The sequence below is a fragment of the Burkholderia sp. Bp9004 genome (genome assembly GCF_003858025.1).
Taxonomy (GTDB): Bacteria; Pseudomonadota; Gammaproteobacteria; order Burkholderiales; family Burkholderiaceae; genus Burkholderia; species Burkholderia diffusa.
The window spans coordinates 19,397-36,012 of sequence record NZ_QTQD01000015.1 but is presented as its reverse complement, the minus strand read 5'-3'; the positions used below and the strand labels follow the sequence as shown (position 1 = coordinate 36,012).

Sequence of the window (16,616 nt, the reverse complement as noted above, 5' to 3'; positions counted from 1 at the left end):
TAATGACTCTCTAGCATCGATTCTCAGTCGCGCAGGCCGTCAGGCCCGGCGCATTTGAGGAGAGAATCCGATGAAAGCAGAGTCGAATGGCCGGCCCGCCGCCGGCGCCAAGTCGTCCGGCCAGCCCGCGCTGCAGCAGACGCTCGGGACCTGGCAACTGTGGGGCATCGCGGTCGGCCTCGTGATTTCAGGCGAATACTTCGGCTGGAGCTACGGCTGGGCGAGTGCGGGCACGCTGGGTTTCGTCGTCACCGCGTTGTTCGTCGCGGCGATGTACACCACCTTCATCTTCAGTTTCACCGAACTGACGACGTCGATCCCGCACGCGGGCGGCCCGTTCGCGTATGCGCGCCGAGCGTTCGGTCCGACCGGCGGTTATCTCGCCGGCGCCGCGACGCTCGTCGAGTTCGTGTTCGCGCCGCCCGCGATCGCGCTCGCGATCGGCGCGTACCTGCACGTGCAGTTCCCGGGGCTCGAACCGAAACACGCGGCGATGGGCGCGTATCTCGTGTTCATGGCGCTGAACATCGTCGGCGTGCAGATTGCCGCGACGTTCGAGCTGGTCGTCACGCTGTTCGCGATCTTCGAGCTGCTGGTGTTCATGGGCGTCGTGTCGCCGGGCTTCGCGTGGAGCAATTTCATGAAGGGCGGCTGGTCGGGCGCCGATCATTTCAGCGTCGGCGCATTCCACGGCATGTTCGCGGCGATCCCGTTCGCGATCTGGTTCTTCCTCGCGATCGAAGGCGTCGCGATGGCCGCCGAGGAGGCGAAGAACCCGAAGCGCTCGATCCCGATCGCATACGTGGCCGGCATCCTGACGCTCGTCACGCTGGCCATCGGCGTGATGGTGTTCGCCGGCGGCGCGGGCGACTGGACCAAGCTCGCGAACATCAACGACCCGCTGCCGCAGGCGATGAAATACATCGTCGGCGCGAACAGCGGCTGGATGCACATGCTCGTGTGGCTTGGGCTGTTCGGGCTGGTCGCGTCGTTCCACGGGATCATCCTCGGCTATTCGCGCCAGATCTTCGCGCTGGCCCGCGAAGGCTACCTGCCGGAGTGGCTCGGCAAGGTGCATCCGCGCTTCAAGACCCCGCATCGCGCGATCCTCGCGGGCGGCGTGGTCGGCATCGCCGCGATCTACAGCGACGAGCTGATCCAGTTCGGCGGCCAGACGCTCACCGCGAACATCGTGACGATGTCGGTGTTCGGCGCGATCGTGATGTATATCGTAAGCATGGCGGCGCTGTTCAAGCTGCGCCGTTCGCAGCCGAACATGGCGCGGCCGTTCCGCGCGCCGCTGTACCCGTTCTTCCCGGCATTCGCCATCGTTGCGGCCCTGATTTGCCTCGCGACGATGGTGTATTTCAACGGGCTGGTGGCGATGGTGTTCGTCGCGTTCCTCGCGTTCGGCTACGCGTACTTCCTCGCGACCCGTTCGCAGCGTGCGAGCGCGCCGGCCGACGTGCTGCTGGAGGAATGAGGATGGTGGACCCGAACGGCCGTTGGTGACGGCATCCGGCGCGCCCCGTCGAACGGGCGCGCCGTCGGCGTTATGCAAGGCAAGGACTGGCAAGGAGATTCGAACGATGTCCTACACGGAGACGATCGGCCCGCGCACGTACCGCTTCGCGGACCTGAAGACGCTGCTCGCGAAGGCAAGCCCGCTGCGTTCCGGCGACCAGCTCGCCGGCGTCGCGGCGGCGAGCGAGGAGGAGCGCGTCGCCGCGAAGATCGCGCTCGCGGGCGTGCCGCTGAAGGCGTTCCTGAACGAAGCGGTGATTCCGTATGAAGACGACGAGGTCACGCGCCTGATCGTCGACGATCACGACGCTGCCGCGTTCGCGGAAATCTCTCACCTCACCGTCGGCGACTTCCGCAACTGGCTGCTGTCGCCCGCGGCCGACGGCGCCGCGCTCGAACGGATCGCGCCGGGCCTCACGCCCGAGATGGTCGCGGCCGTGTCGAAGCTGATGCGCAACCAGGACCTGATCGCGGCCGCGCGCAAGCGCCGCGTCGTCACGCGCTTTCGCAACACGGTCGGGCTGGCCGGCCGGATGTCGGTGCGGCTGCAGCCGAACCATCCGACCGACGACGTGAAGGGCATCGCCGCGTCGATGCTCGACGGGCTGATGTACGGCTGCGGCGACGCGATGATCGGCATCAACCCGGCGACCGACAGCCTCGCGGCGATCGTGAAGCTGCTCGCGATGATCGACGGGTTCCGCGAGCGCTACGGCGTGCCGACGCAATCGTGCGTGCTCACCCACGTGACCAATACGATCGCGGCGATCGAGAAGGGCGCGCCGGTCGACCTGGTGTTCCAGTCGATCGCGGGCACCGAGAAGGCGAACGCGAGCTTCGGGATCTCGCTCGCGCTGCTCGGCGAGGCGCACGAGGCCGCGTTGTCGCTGAAGCGCGGCACCGTCGGCAACAACCTGATGTATTTCGAGACGGGCCAGGGCAGCGCGCTGTCGGCGAACGCGCACTTCGGCGTCGACCAGCAGACCTGCGAGGTGCGTGCCTATGCGGTCGCGCGCAAGTTCGATCCGTTCCTCGTGAACACGGTCGTCGGCTTCATCGGGCCCGAATACCTGTACGACGGCAAGCAGATCATCCGCGCGGGGCTCGAGGATCACTTCTGCGGCAAGCTGCTCGGCGTGCCGATGGGCTGCGACATCTGCTACACGAATCACGCGGAAGCCGACCAGGACGACATGGACACGCTGCTGACGCTGCTGGGCGCGGCCGGCATCAACTTCATCATGGGGATTCCCGGCGCGGACGACGTGATGCTGAACTACCAGAGCACGTCGTTTCACGACCAGCTCTACGTGCGCGAGGTGCTCGGCCTGCGCCGCGCGCCCGAGTTCGAGGAATGGCTGGAGACGATGGAGATCGCCGACGCGCGCGGCGCGCTGCGCGCCGCGAACGCGCGTGTGCCGCTGCTCGCGGGCGCGAACGACTGGATGGGGATTTCGGCATGAGCGACGCCGTCGAAAAGAATCCGTGGGCGCAGCTGAAGGCGTTCACGAACGCGCGGATCGCGCTCGGCCGCGCGGGCAGCAGCCTGCCGACCGCGCCGCTGCTCGCGTTCAACCTGTCGCACGCGCAGGCGCGCGACGCCGTGCATCAGCCGCTCGACGCGGACGCGCTGCGCCGCCAGATCGACGCGGCCGGCTTCGCGACGCTCGGCGTGCAGAGCGCGGCGCCGGACCGCCAGCATTACCTGCGCCGGCCCGATCTCGGCCGCAAGCTGTCCGACGACGGACGCGCGCTGCTGGCCGGATACGGCGCGGCGCTCGACGATGCGCCGGACGTCGTGTTCGTGGTGGGCGACGGGCTGTCGGCCTTCGCGGCCGCGAAGCAGGCGCTACCGTTGCTGCAGGCCGTGCGGCCGCGGCTCGACGCGGACGGCTGGCGGGTCGGCCCGGTGGTGGTCGCGACGCAGGCGCGCGTCGCGCTCGGCGACGAGATCGGCGAACTGCTGCGCGCGCAGGTCGTCGCGATGCTGATCGGCGAACGGCCGGGGCTCAGCTCGCCGGACAGCCTCGGTGTGTACCTCACCTGGGCGCCGAAGGTCGGCTGTCACGACGCGCTGCGCAACTGCATCTCGAACGTGCGGCCCGAAGGGCTGCCGCATGCCGCCGCCGCGCACAAGCTGCATTACCTGATGACGCATGCGCGCAGGCTCAAGCTGACGGGCGTCGGCCTGAAGGACGACAGCGATTCGTTGTTGCCGCAGGCGGAAGCGGAGCGGATCGGCGCGGCGTGACGGGGCCGACCGTCTATTTGAACAGCCGCTCGCACAGGAAGTCGACGAACACGCGCAGCTTCGGCGACAGTTGCCGGCTCGACGGCCACACGATCGAGAACTGCCCCGGCGCGATCCGGTAGTCGTCGAGCACGGTGACGAGCGCGCCCGCGTCCAGCGCGTCGCGCGCGAGGAAGTCGGGCATGTAGCCGATGCCGAGCCCCGCCATCACCGTGCCGCGCAGCGCTTCCATGTTGTTGCAGGTCATCGCGGTGCGCAGCTTCAGCGGCGTGCCGTCGTCGGCGGCAAGCGCCCAGTCCTGCAGCTTGCCGGTGGTCGGGAAACAGTAGCGCACGCAATCGTGGGTTTCGAGATCGTGCGGCACCCGCGGCGTGCCGGCCAGCGCGAGATACGCGGGCGTCGCGCACAGCACGAACGCGAACGGGCCGAGCCGCCGCGACATCAGGCTCGAATCCGACAGCGGGCCGCTGCGGATCACCGCGTCGAAGCCGCCTTCGACGACATCGACCATCCGGTCGTTGAAATCCAGATCGAGCTCGACGTCCGGATAGCGCAACCTGAATTCGGGCAGCACCGGCAGCAGGAACCGGTAGCCGATCACCGGCAGGCTCACGCGCAGCTTGCCGCGCGGGCGCTGCGCGGAGGCCGTCACGGTCGCCTCCGCATCACGAAAATCCTCGAGGATCCGCTGGCAGCGTTCGTAGAAATGGCGCCCTTCGTCGGTCAGCGTGACGCGCCGCGTCGTGCGGTTGAACAGGCGCACGCCGAGCGACTGCTCGAGCCGCGCGATCGTCTTGCCGACGGCGGAGGCCGAGATGCCGAGCGCGCGGCCGGCCGCGACGAAGCTGAGCGCTTCGGCGGTGCGGACGAAGGCGGCGATGCCGTTCAGGTTTTCCATCGACGTAGACGGGCGAGCAGGGCGCGAAGCGTTGAATTGAAGAATTTTAGTCCGTTATATGCGGAGCTTCGCGTTGTTTTTCTAAGATTGAATCGAAATTATCCTTGATCGCGCTTGAGGCGCATCCGCGCCGGCTTTTCGAGGAGCGATGATGGATCACCCGTTTTCACCCGCTTCAGCCACGTCGGCGCGTCGGCGCGCGTGGGTGCTGGCCGCCGTCTGCATGGCCGCCGTCGCGCTGCCGCTGTCGTTTTCGGGCGGCGCGGTCGCGACACCCGCGATCGGCCGCGACCTGCACGGCGGCCCGGTCGCGATGAACTGGATCACCAACGCGTTCATGCTCGCGTTCGGCAGTTTCCTGATGGCGGCGGGCGCGCTGGCCGACCAGTTCGGCCGCAAGCGCGTGTTCGCGATCGGCGTCGGCGGCTTCACGCTGATGTCGGTGGCGCTCGCGTTCGCGCCGTCGATGCTCGCGGTCGACCTGCTGCGCGCCGCGCAGGGGCTCGCGGCGGCCGCGGCGCTCGCGGGCGGCACGGCCGCGCTCGCGCAGGAGTTCGACGGCGCGGCGCGCACGCGCGCATTCAGCCTGCTCGGCACGACGTTCGGGATCGGGCTCGCGTTCGGGCCCGTGCTCGCCGGCGGCCTGATCGCGCACTACGGCTGGCGCGCGATCTTCGTCACGGGCGCGGCGGCAGGCGCGTTGTCGCTCGCGTTCGGGCTGCCGCGGATGCACGAGTCGCGCGATCCGCACGCGACGGGGCTCGACTGGCCCGGCACGGCCGCGTTCACCGCCGCGCTCACGCTGTTCACGTTCGGCGTGATCGAGGCGCCCGCGCGCGGCTGGGCGCATCCGCTCGTCGTCGCGCTGCTGGCGGCTGCGGCGCTCGGCGCGTGTGCGTTCGTCGCGATCGAGACGCGCGTCGCGCGGCCGATGCTCGACCTGTCGCTGTTCCGGATTCCGCGCTTCGTCGGCGTGCAGGTGCTGCCGGTGTCGACCTGCTGCTGCTACATCGTCCTGCTCGTCGTGCTGCCGCTGCGCTTCATCGGCATCGATGGCTTCAGCGAAATCGACGCAGGCTGGCTGATGCTCGCGATTTCCGCGCCGATGCTCGTCGTGCCGCTCGTCGCGGCGACGCTCACGCGCTGGCTGTCGGCCGGCGTGATCTCGGGGCTCGGGCTCCTGCTCGCGGCGGCGGGCCTCGTGTGGCTGGGCGTGGCGCTGCACGGCGGCGCAGGGCCGACGGCGATCGCGCCGATGCTCGCGATCGGCGTCGGGGCCGGCATGCCGTGGGGGCTGATGGACGGGCTGTCGGTGAGCGTCGTACCGAAGGAGCGCGCGGGGATGGCGACCGGGATCTTCAGCACGACGCGCGTGGCGGGCGAGGGGATCGCGCTCGCGATCGCCGGCGCGGTGCTGGCGACGCTCGCGCACACCGATCTGCGGCGGGCGACCGGCGCGTCCGACGCAGCGTTGCGCGCGGCCGCGCGGCTCGCCACCGGCGATCTCGCGGGCGCGGCGGCCGTATTGCCGGGCGTCGAGCGTACGGCGCTGCTCGCGAGCTATACGCATGCGTTCGATCGGCTGCTGATCGGGCTCGCGATCGTCACGGTGCTGTGTGCGGGGGTGGTGTTCGCATTTCTCGGTGCGCGGCCCGGGGTGACGGAAGCGCGCGGCGACGATGGTGAAACTGCGCATCCCGGCGCGCCGGCGCGCCGCCGAACCGAACCGGCTTGCACGGAGGCAAGCGGGCGGTGAGCGGGGCGTCTCAGGGGGCGCGCAGGTCGACGATCGCGGGCAGCGTGCCCGCGCATGTTGCGATCACGCGAATCCGTGTACCGGCGATCGGCCCCGCGCGCGAATGAGCGTGGAGCGTTGCGTCGCCCGCCGGGCACGCGCCCATCGGGAATGGCGCCGGCGTGCTCCGGCACCGACGACCCGCTCGACGCATCACGCTTGCACAAGCGTGCGCAGCACCGCACCGGGCATTGCCTGCCCGCCTTGTGCCGACGACGAAAGGGTGCCGCGCATCACGCCAGCACGAGCGGCGGCAATCCCGCATCGGCCCGTGCCTGCGCGCTTTCCACATCGACGACCACATAGCGCAGCGCATCGGGCCACAGGTGCGCGCGACTTCCGGCATCTTCATCGATCGTCGCGCGACCTTGCACGAGCCACGTCGTCTGCCGGACGAAGTCGACGAACAGCAGCGCGATCGCCGGATTCACGAGCAGGTTGCCGATCGTGTTGAACAGGTTGTTGCCCGCGAAATCGGGCAGCACGAGCGTACGACGGTCGGGCAGGTCGACGAGCGGGGCGAACGAACCGTCCGCGCGCGGCTGCCGGCCGCGATACGAGCAGTCGCTGTCGCCCGCCGCGTTCGCGGTCGCGACGATCAGGAATGCCTGTTCATGGATGAACGCGACGGCATCGTCGCCGAGGGGGCCCGGGTTCATGGTTCGGTCGGCGCGTGGCCGGTGCGTGCGGATCCGCGTTCCGCACGCAAGCGACATGCCACGCTGCAAGCGCGGTGCACGGCGAAGCGTGCGCGGGTGCGCTGTGGAAAATCAGAACACCCGCCGTGCCGGCTGTGCCGTCGCGATGTTCAGAATCGGGACACTCGTTTTTCGTGCGCCGGCGCCGCCTGCGGCGGGCGGCCGGACGCACCGCTCCTGTTCGGTTTTCGGCCGGTTTGGCACGCATGTTGCGTAAACCGTGTAGCGCGATCCAACCGGCGCTGCATTCACACAAGCACGATGAACAGGAGACATGTATGAACCCGTTTGACCTGAAACAACTGGGCCTCGACGTCGAATATCCGTATCGTCAGCAGTACGACAACTACATCGGTGGCAAGTGGGTTCCGCCGGTGAAGGGCGAGTATTTCGAGAACGTGTCGCCGATCAACGGCAAGCCGTTCTGCCGCGTGCCGCGCTCGGGCGCCGACGACATCGAGGTCGCGCTCGATGCCGCGCACGCCGCGCGCCGCAAGTGGGGCAAGACGTCGGTCGCCGAGCGCGCGAACCTCCTGCTCGCCGCCGCCGACCGGATGGAAAAGAACCTGAAGCTGCTCGCGGTGGCCGAGACGATCGACAACGGCAAGCCGCTGCGTGAAACGATGGCGGCCGACCTGCCGCTCGCGATCGACCACTTCCGCTATTTCGCGGGCTGCATCCGCGCGCAGGAAGGCGGCATTTCGGAAATCGACGACAACACCGTCGCGTATCACTTCCACGAGCCGCTCGGCGTCGTCGGCCAGATCATCCCGTGGAACTTCCCGCTGCTGATGGCCGCATGGAAGCTCGCGCCGGCGCTCGCGGCCGGTTGCTGCGTCGTGATGAAGCCGGCCGAGCAGACGCCCGCGTCGGTGCTGGTGCTGATGGAACTGATCGGCGACCTGTTCCCGGCCGGCACGATCAACATCGTCAACGGCTTCGGCAAGGAAGCGGGCGAGGCGCTCGCGACCAGCAAGCGGATCGCGAAGATCGCGTTCACGGGCTCGACGCCGGTCGGCAAGCACATCCTGCGCACCGCGGCCGAGAACCTGATCCCGTCGACGGTCGAGCTGGGCGGCAAGAGCCCGAACATCTTCTTCGCCGACGTGCTCGACCAGGACGATGCGTTCCTCGACAAGGCGCTCGAAGGGCTCGCGATGTTCGCGCTGAACCAGGGCGAGGTGTGCACGTGCCCGTCGCGGATCCTGATCCAGGAATCGATCTACGAACGCTTCATCGAGAAGGCCGTCGCGCGCGTCGAGCGCATCAAGGCCGGCCATCCGCTCGACATGCAGACGATGATCGGCGCGCAGGCGTCGCAGCAGCAGCTCGACAAGATCCTGTCGTACATCGACATCGGCCGCGACGAAGGCGCGCAATGCCTGACGGGCGGCGAGCGCACGGCACCGGCCGCCGACCTCGGCACGGGCTACTACGTGAAGCCGACGATGCTGCTCGGCAACAACAAGATGCGCGTGTTCCAGGAAGAGATCTTCGGGCCGGTCGCGTCGGTGATGACGTTCAAGGACGAGCAGGAAGCGATCGAACTCGCGAACGACACGTTCTACGGGCTCGGCGCCGGCGTGTGGACGCGCAACGGCACGCGCGCGTACCGGATGGGCCGCGAGATCGAGGCTGGCCGCGTGTGGACCAACTGCTACCACCTGTACCCCGCGCATGCGGCGTTCGGCGGCTACAAGCAGTCGGGCATCGGTCGCGAGACGCACAAGATGGCGCTGTCGAACTACCAGCAGACGAAGTGCCTGCTGGTCAGCTACCAGGCCGAGGCGCTCGGGTTCTTCTGATCGCCGCAGCAGGGGCGAAGTGCCTGGGCCAGCCGGGCGGCAGCGCGACGCTGCCCGGTACGGCAACCGGTGCTGGACGGCGGCGTGTCCGGGACCGGATTGCCGGGCAGCGTTCGACGGTCGGGCGATGGCTGCCCGGCCGTCGGGCGGTGCGCGCGGCGCGGCAGCGCGCTTGCGGCCGATCGTCCGGCACTTCGCTTTTTTCGCCTTTCGACATTCGATACGCGGCGTCGGCTGCGCGTCGCCGGCGGCCCGCCTCGGCAACCGCATCGGCTGTCGCGCGGTCGCGCCCGCATCGCGCACCGATGGCCCCGACGGAAACCAGCATGGCAGATCCGCCTCGATCCTGGCCGCGTCACCCCGTGTTTCACGCGGGCGAGCTCGACGCGCAGCACCGGTTCGGCGTCGCCGACGAAGCCGAGCGCATGAGCGACGTCATCACGACGCGACTGAGCATCGGCGTGCGCCAGTTCGTCGAATCGCAGCCGTTCATGTTCGTCGGCACGACGCGCGACGACCCGGCGCGCGTGACCTGCGACATCGTGCAGGGCATGCGCGACGCGAACGGCGATCTGTGGCCGGTCGTGCGCGTGATCGACACGAAGACGCTGCGCTTCGCGCTGCCGACGCACGGCGACGGCGACCGGATCGATGCGCTCGCGTGCGACGGTGGCGGCATCGGGCTGTTGTTCATCGATTTCGTGCGCGGCATCCGTTATCGGATCAACGGCCGCGCGACGTTGCGTGCCGATCTGCCGGCAGCGGATGCCGCACCCTGGTCGGCCGGCAGCCCGATCATCGAGCTGGCGGTCGCGCAGGCGTACGGCAATTGCGGCACGCGGGTCGTGCGGTTGCGGCCGGGCGCGTAGCGCGTCGCCGGGCTGCCCGCGGCGCGCAAGCCGCACCCGCACGGTGCGTGGCATGCCGCCTCCGGGTGCGCCCTCATGGCGCGCGGCGGCCGCACGGCGTGCAATGACGGGCTTGTCGCCGGGCCGCGCGGTTCGGCACGGGACTTGCGTGTTGGACGCGGTTCCGGGCAGGTGAGGAGAACACGATGGGTCAACGATTGGAGTGCATGGCCGAGCCGACGGCCGAGGACACGCGGTGCAGCGCGCAGGGTGACGACGCGCTCGCCGGCCAGGCCGTGGTCAGCGTTGCGCATGACGCGGACGAGCAGGCGCGCAACCTGATCGGCTGGCGGCAGACTTACGACCAGCTCGCGGCCGGCCGCTTCGTCGGCACGCTGACGGAGCTGCCGCTCGACACGATGAAGCTGTTTCGCGAATCGACCAGCCACCTGCTGCGCCAGGCATGCGAGGTGCGCGGCGACGCGTACTGGTTCGGCATCCCGCTGGTCAGCGACGGCACCGCGCGCGTCGATGCGTGCCGCATCGGGCCCGGTGCGCTCGCGTTCCGGCCCGGCAACGTCGAATTCGAATTGCTGACGCCTGCGCAGTTCTCGATCTACGGCGTGGTCGTGCGCGGCGACGTGCTGCGCCGCTACGCGGAGGAAGTCGAACACCGCGCGCTTGACGAGCGGCTGTTCACGCAGCACGTGATCCAGGTTGGCGATACGCGGCTCGCGCGCCTGTGCGCGCTGCTCGGCCGCCGGCTCGACGGCGCGGCGGCCGTGGGCGGGCCGCTGCCCGACGCGCAGCGCGACGACCTGCAGGCCGAGGTGCTGGCCGCGCTGTTCGATGCGTGCGCGCAACCGGCGGACGATGGCGCCGGCGGCGCGCCATCGACACGGCGCTGGATCGTCGAGCAGGCGCGCGAGTACGTGCTCGCGCACCGCACGCGCCCGGTCGGCGTGCCCGAGCTGTGCGAGCAACTGCACGTGAGCCGGCGCACGCTGCAGTACTGCTTCCAGGACGTGCTCGGCATGGCGCCCGCGACCTACCTGCGGACGCTGCGGCTGAACGGTGCGCGCCGTGATCTGTGCGGGCGGGCGGCCGGCTCGGTGCAAGACGTCGCGGAGGCGTGGGGCTTCTGGCACCTGAGCCAGTTCGCGACCGACTACCGGCGACTGTTCGGCAAACGGCCGTCGGAGACGCTGCGCGAGCGGGCGGTGACGGTGACGGCCGGATGAGCCGCGCGGCGGTGCGTGGCTGCCGCTGCACGCCCGATCTTTCGGGCGATTTTCGTTTTTCTATCCGGACATAGTCGCCGCGTCGCGCGGTGCAGGCCACGGCACGGCATCCCAGTCGATCGCCCGGTAAGCGGCTTCGACCGCCGCGAGATCGCCCGGTCGCTCGCTGCGATGCAGCCCGTGCAATTCGTCCGGCACGTCGAGCGCGACCGGTACGCAGTGCGGATAGTCGCGCACCCGCAGCACCGGCCCGATCGTCGTGAAACAGGCGAGCGTCGGCACGTCGAAGCCGTCGGCGAGATGCAGCGCGGACGTATCGGGCGCGAACAGCATGCTCGCACCCTCGACCCAGGCAATGAAGTGCGCGGTATCGGCCGCCTCGCGGCTCACGTCGACGTAGGCGGGATGTGCGACCGGGCCGAAGCCGACCACCGGCAGCCCGTAACGCTGCGCGAGTCGCTCGACGAACGTCGCGTGCAGCGCGGGCGGCACGCTGCGCACCGCGGTGCTCGCGGTCGGGCAGAACAGCACGTATGGCCGCCGCCATTCGGCCGGCAGCGCGGGCAGCCGTAGCCGCGCGAGCCAGCGGTTGCGCTTCGCGGCGGCCGGCACCGTGGCCGGATCCGCGCCGAGCGCGTCAAGGAAGAAGTCGATCATCGGCTGCCGCGCGAACGCGGGCCAGTACAGGTGATTGCCGAGATCGACGCACGGCGCGTGCGCGGGCAGTGCATCGGCGGCGCACGGCAGCGCATGCGACGGCGCGACGACGTCAGCCGCGAGCGCATACAGCGCGTCGACGTAGCGCGGCGCGCGGGCCGGCCGGAACAGCGTGAAGCGCAGGCCGGGATGCATCGCGCGCAGCGCGGCGAGCGCGGTCAGCCCGATCACCGAGTCGCCGAGCGTGACGCCCATTCCGTTGATCACGTACACGTCCGTCATGCGGTCGTAGTCGAGCCGGAACGGCTGGTGGGCGGCGTGCAGCAGGCCGAGCGCCGGCGCGGCCGGCACATGGCCCTCCGTGGGGCCGCCGCCGTGCTCGAGGTCGTACGGCGCGACGAGCGTGCCGTCCGGCGCGAGCAGCGTGCCGGGGTGGGCGAGCGCGTCGTCGCGCGACAGCGCGAGGCCGGCCGGTGCGGTGCGCAGTTCCACGGTCATGCGCCGCGCGCGCGGCGGCCCTGTTCGCGGATCTGCTCGAGCGTCGCGGCCGGCGTGCTGGCGTCCTGCGGGATGCGGATCTCGATCAGCGCCGGCAGCCCGCAGGTCAGTGCGCGCTCCAGTGCCGGCGCGAAGTCGGCGGTGCGCTCGACCGTCTCGCCATGCGCGCCGAACGCGCGCGCATACGCGGCGAAATCGGGATTCGTGAGCCCGGTGCCGTGCACGCGCCCGGGATAGTTGCGCTCCTGATGCATGCGGATCGTGCCGAAATGCCCGTTGTTGACGACGATTGCGACGATGTTCAGCCCATACTGCATCGCGGTCGCGAGTTCGTTGCCGGCCATCATGAAGCAGCCGTCGCCGGCGAGTGCGACGACGGTTCGCGACGGATACAGCGACTTCGCGGCGAGCGCGGCGGGCAGCCCGTAGCCCATCGCGCCGCTGGTCGGCGCGAGCTGCGAGCGGAAATGCCGGTACGCGAAGTGGCGATGCAGCCAGATCGCGTAATTGCCGGCGCCGTTGGTCAGGATCGCGTCGTGCGGCAGGCGCTCGCGCAGCTGCACCATCACGTCGCCGAGCTGGACGTCGCCGGGCATCGGCAGCGGGGCATGCCATTCGCGGTATGCGCGGTGCGAGTCGGCGGCCGTGCCGGCCCACGCGGGCTGCGCCGGCGGTTCGAGCGCGGCGAGCGGCGCCGCGATCTCAGGCATGCCCGACACGATCGGCAGGTCGGCCGCATACACGCGGCCGAGCTCGTCCGCGCCCTGGTGCACGTGGATCAGCGTCTGGCGCGTCTTCGGGATGTCGAGCAGCGTGTAGCCGCCGGTCGTTGCTTCGCCGAGGCGCGGCCCGATCACGAGCAGCAGGTCGGCGTCGCGGATGCGCTTCGCGAGCGCCGGGTTGATCCCGAGCCCGACGTCGCCCGCGTAGTTCGGGTGCGCGTTGTCGATCGTGTCCTGGTAGCGGAACGCACACGCGACCGGCAACTGCCACCGCTCGACGAAGGTGCGCAGGTTCGCGCATGCGTCGGGCGTCCACCCGCTGCCGCCGACGATCGCGAATGGCCGCTCGGCGCGCGCAAGCCGTTCGCGCAGCTCGTCGACCTGCGCGGCCGACGGCGCGGCGGCGATGCGCTTCGCGGCCGGCACGACGGGCTGCGGCGCGCATGCGTCGGACAGCACGTCCTCGGGCAGCGCGAGCACGACCGGGCCCGGACGGCCCGACATCGCGACGTGGAACGCATGGCTCAGGTATTCGGGAATGCGGCGCGGGTCGTCGATCTGGGCGACCCATTTCGCCATCTGGCCGAACATCCGGCGGTAGTCGATTTCCTGGAAGGCTTCGCGGTCGAGGTGCTCACGCGCGCACTGGCCGACGAACAGGATCATCGGTGTCGAATCCTGGAACGCGGTATGCACGCCGATCGACGCGTGGGTCGCGCCGGGCCCGCGCGTGACGAACGCGATGCCGGGACGGCCGGTCAGCTTGCCGACCGCCTCCGCCATGTTCGCGGCGGCCGCCTCGTGGCGGCAGACGACCGTCTGGATGCGCGCGGTGTCGTCCGCCAGCGCATCAAGTACGGCGAGGAAGCTCTCGCCCGGCACGCAGAACACGCGTTCGACGTGATTGGCGAGCAACGCATCGACGAGCAGTCGCGCGCCGGTGGTGGCGCGCGGCTCGAAATCCTTGGAATGCGACATGGGCTGCCGTCTCCCTGGGGTAGCGGGAGGTACAGCTTACGCCTGTCGGCGGGGCGCCGGTACGCCGGCCGGTGAAAAGTGTCGGAACGAGCGGGGCGGCGGCGCGCCTCGGCGCGTGCGCCCGCCCGCCGTCATCGCATCAGCATTCGACGATATTCACCGCCAGCCCGCCGCGCGACGTTTCCTTGTACTTCGTCTTCATGTCGGCGCCGGTTTCGCGCATCGTCTTGATCACCGAGTCGAGCGACACATAGTGCGAGCCGTCGCCGCGCAGCGCCATGCGCGCCGCGTTGACGGCCTTCACCGATGCCATCGCGTTGCGCTCGATGCACGGGATCTGCACCATCCCGCCGACCGGGTCGCAGGTGAGGCCGAGGTTGTGCTCCATCCCGATCTCGGCCGCGTTCTCGACCTGGCGCGGCGTGCCGCCGAGCACGGCCGCGAGCGCGCCGGCCGCCATCGAGCACGCGACGCCCACTTCGCCCTGGCAACCGACTTCCGCACCCGAAATCGACGCGTTGAGTTTGTACAGAATGCCGATCGCGGCGGCGGTCAGCAGGAAGTCGATCACGCCCTGTTCGTTCGCACCCGGCGTGAAGCGCGTGTAGTAGTGCAGCACGGCCGGGATGATGCCGGCCGCGCCGTTGGTCGGCGCGGTGACGACGCGGCCGCCGGCCGCGTTTTCCTCGTTGACGGCGATCGCATACAGGTTGATCCAGTCGATCATCGACAGCGGATCCTGCAGCGCGCGCTCCGGGCTTCCCGTCAGCGTGCGGTACAGCTGCGGCGCGCGGCGCTTGACCTGGAACGGGCCGGGCAGGTTGCCGTCGGCGTCGGGGTTGCCGATCCCGCAGCCGCGCGACACGCACGACTGCATCACGGCCCAGATCTTCAGCAGCCCGTCGCGCGTCTCTTCCTCGGTGTGCCACGCGCGCTCGTTTTCCCACATCAGCTGCGCGATCGACTTGCCGGTCGACTCGGTCAGCGCGAGCAGCTCGGCGCCGGTGCGGAACGGATGCGTCATCTGCTCGGCCGCGCTCAGCACCTTCGTGTTCGGCGCGCCGGCCGTCACGACGAAGCCGCCGCCGACCGACAGGTACGTGCGCTCGACCAGCACCGCGCCGTTCGCGTCGGACGCGCGCAGCTTCATGCCGTTCGGGTGCTCGGGCAGCGCCTGGCGGTAGAACGCGATGTTCTCCTTCAGCACGAACGGCACCGGATGCGTGCCGAGCAGCGCGAGCTTCTTCGACGTGCGGACGTCCTCCAGACGCGCGTCGATCGTGTCGGGATCGACGGTATCGGGCGCGTCGCCGAGCAGCCCGAGCATCACGCCGCGATCGGTGCCGTGGCCCTTGCCGGTGGCGCCGAGCGAGCCGTACAGCTCGACCTTCACGTGGGCCGTCGCGTCGAGCAGCCCGTCGCGCTCGAGGCCCTGGACGAACATCAGCGCCGCGCGCATCGGTCCGACCGTATGCGAACTGGACGGGCCGATGCCGATCTTGAAGAGGTCAAACACGCTGACTGCCATTTCGATTCCTGCCTTGCTTTGAGAATAGTGCTAACGCGCCTGCAATGGCAGGCACGCGGCGAGCCATGCGGGCGGCATGGGGGAGAGCTGCCGCGCGACGCGGGCATAACGCCCGTCGAGCCGCGCGGCCAGATGAAAGAGTTCAGTGGCGTTTTTCGGGTCCCACTGCCCCGTGTAGCCCGGCAAGCCGGCTTCGCGGCGCTTCGCGTCGAACGGCACCGGCGAATTCACGAATTCCTCGTGCGTCTTCTCGCCGAGCGCGTACGGCACGAGCCAGTCGAGCGCGGCCGCGAGCGTCGCGCCGTTCGCGCCGCGCTCGCGCAGCCAGTTGCGGTTGAAGCGGCGCGCGGCGAGCGCGGCCGTCACCAGCGGCTGCAGGTCGTACACCGCGTAGTGCAGCGCGTCGCGCTCCTCGAAATCCCAGGTCTTGCCGTCCGGGCCGATGTTGTCGGCGAGATGCTCGACGAACAGCCGCTGCGCGGCGTTCATCATCTTGCGGTCGCCGAGCGTGAACGCGGACAGCGCAATCAGCTTGATCCGGTGGCTTTGCCAGTTGTTGCGCCAGGTGCCGGTGAGCGGGCGCTTCTGCGCGTCGATCTGCGCGACGTAACCGGCGCCGAGCTTCGCGATGAACGCCGCCGTCGCGTTGCGGGTCTTCACCGGCAGCGCGCTCGCCGTCATGTCGTACGCGACGATCAGGCTGTCGAAGCGCGTCTCGTCGATCGGGTTGAAGCTCGGCTGGTAGGTCGCGACCCACGCGGACAGGAAGCGGTCGACGAGCTGCAGGTAACGCGGCGCATTGGTCACGCGCCACGCGAGCGCGGCGTCGCGCATCAGCTCCATGTCCTTCAGCGCGTCGGCGCTCTGGTCGTAGATGCCTTCGTGCGGCAGCGTGCCTTCGGTGTGCACGCGCGCCAACGCCTTCGGCTGCTCGCCGATACGCGCGTCGACGCTGCGGATCAGCGCCTGCACGCCCGGCTCGGCCTGCGTCGTCTCGCTCGCCTGCAACGCGGGCGCCGCGCAGAAATTCATCGCCGCGCCTGCGCTGCCCGGCGTGCCAAGGCCGGCGACGGCAAACGACAGCGACGCGACGAGCAGCGGCACGAAGCGGCGCGTGCGCGGCCGCTCGTGCGCTGCACCATGGCCCGGAAACATCGGACGCACCATGCGGAA

Annotated in this window: 13 protein-coding genes; 7 read left to right on the top strand and 6 right to left on the bottom strand. The window is 69.8% G+C overall.

Going from position 1 to position 16,616, the window contains the following annotated elements:
- The first annotated feature begins 70 nt into the window (after positions 1-70).
- The 3 genes from eat (at position 71) to eutC (ending at position 3,775) form a co-directional block, all read left to right on the top strand.
- Positions 71-1,483 carry an ethanolamine permease gene (eat, locus tag DIE08_RS17755; RefSeq protein WP_124902769.1) on the top strand — a complete coding sequence of 471 codons (1,413 nt, stop codon included), beginning with the start codon at positions 71-73 and terminating at the stop codon, positions 1,481-1,483.
- A gap of 106 nt (positions 1,484-1,589) precedes the next feature.
- A complete protein-coding gene (locus DIE08_RS17750; protein WP_059602015.1) occupies positions 1,590-2,987 on the top strand; it encodes an ethanolamine ammonia-lyase subunit EutB in 1,398 nt (465 codons plus the stop codon).
- Complete coding sequence (gene eutC / locus DIE08_RS17745; protein WP_124902767.1) at positions 2,984-3,775, top strand: ethanolamine ammonia-lyase subunit EutC; 792 nt, start codon at positions 2,984-2,986, stop codon at positions 3,773-3,775. Before DIE08_RS17750 ends, eutC begins: the two co-directional genes overlap by 4 nt.
- A gap of 13 nt (positions 3,776-3,788) precedes the next feature.
- Here the strand turns inward: eutC and DIE08_RS17740 are convergent, their stop codons facing one another.
- Positions 3,789-4,673 carry a LysR family transcriptional regulator gene (locus DIE08_RS17740; RefSeq protein WP_124902765.1) on the bottom strand — a complete coding sequence of 295 codons (885 nt, stop codon included), beginning with the start codon at positions 4,671-4,673 and terminating at the stop codon, positions 3,789-3,791.
- Positions 4,674-4,824: 151 nt separating this feature from the next.
- Here DIE08_RS17740 and DIE08_RS17735 point away from each other — a divergent pair, with 151 nt between their 5' ends.
- Positions 4,825-6,429, top strand: a complete 1,605-nt coding sequence (locus DIE08_RS17735) for an MFS transporter (RefSeq protein WP_124902763.1) — start codon at positions 4,825-4,827, stop codon at positions 6,427-6,429.
- A 272-nt stretch (positions 6,430-6,701) separates the two neighbouring features.
- Here DIE08_RS17735 and DIE08_RS17730 read toward each other — a convergent pair whose 3' ends face one another.
- Positions 6,702-7,127: a pyridoxamine 5'-phosphate oxidase family protein gene (locus DIE08_RS17730; protein WP_059602244.1), complete on the bottom strand. Its 426-nt coding sequence runs from the start codon at positions 7,125-7,127 to the stop codon at positions 6,702-6,704.
- 317 nt (positions 7,128-7,444) lie between these two features.
- On the opposite strand from DIE08_RS17730, the gene DIE08_RS17725 reads away from it, so the two are divergent.
- The 3 genes from DIE08_RS17725 (at position 7,445) to DIE08_RS17715 (ending at position 11,060) form a co-directional block, all read left to right on the top strand.
- Positions 7,445-8,971, top strand: a complete 1,527-nt coding sequence (locus tag DIE08_RS17725; RefSeq protein WP_059602002.1) for an aldehyde dehydrogenase family protein — start codon at positions 7,445-7,447, stop codon at positions 8,969-8,971.
- Positions 8,972-9,297: 326 nt separating this feature from the next.
- Positions 9,298-9,840: a hypothetical protein gene (locus tag DIE08_RS17720; protein WP_124902761.1), complete on the top strand. Its 543-nt coding sequence runs from the start codon at positions 9,298-9,300 to the stop codon at positions 9,838-9,840.
- A 185-nt stretch (positions 9,841-10,025) separates the two neighbouring features.
- Complete coding sequence (locus tag DIE08_RS17715) at positions 10,026-11,060, top strand: helix-turn-helix domain-containing protein (RefSeq protein WP_059601994.1); 1,035 nt, start codon at positions 10,026-10,028, stop codon at positions 11,058-11,060.
- A gap of 60 nt (positions 11,061-11,120) precedes the next feature.
- Here the strand turns inward: DIE08_RS17715 and DIE08_RS17710 are convergent, their stop codons facing one another.
- The 4 genes from DIE08_RS17710 to DIE08_RS17695 all read right to left on the bottom strand — a co-directional run bounded on the left by DIE08_RS17710 (position 11,121) and on the right by DIE08_RS17695 (position 16,610).
- Positions 11,121-12,215: an ADP-heptose--LPS heptosyltransferase gene (locus DIE08_RS17710; protein WP_124902759.1), complete on the bottom strand. Its 1,095-nt coding sequence runs from the start codon at positions 12,213-12,215 to the stop codon at positions 11,121-11,123.
- Complete coding sequence (locus DIE08_RS17705; protein ID WP_124902757.1) at positions 12,212-13,915, bottom strand: thiamine pyrophosphate-binding protein; 1,704 nt, start codon at positions 13,913-13,915, stop codon at positions 12,212-12,214. The genes DIE08_RS17710 and DIE08_RS17705 overlap by 4 nt, the downstream gene beginning before the upstream one ends.
- A 139-nt stretch (positions 13,916-14,054) precedes the next feature.
- Positions 14,055-15,443: an L-serine ammonia-lyase gene (locus DIE08_RS17700; protein ID WP_124902755.1), complete on the bottom strand. Its 1,389-nt coding sequence runs from the start codon at positions 15,441-15,443 to the stop codon at positions 14,055-14,057.
- Positions 15,444-15,473: 30 nt separating this feature from the next.
- Positions 15,474-16,610, bottom strand: a complete 1,137-nt coding sequence (locus DIE08_RS17695) for an alginate lyase family protein (RefSeq protein ID WP_059601981.1) — start codon at positions 16,608-16,610, stop codon at positions 15,474-15,476.
- Between the last annotated feature and the right edge of the window lie 6 nt (positions 16,611-16,616).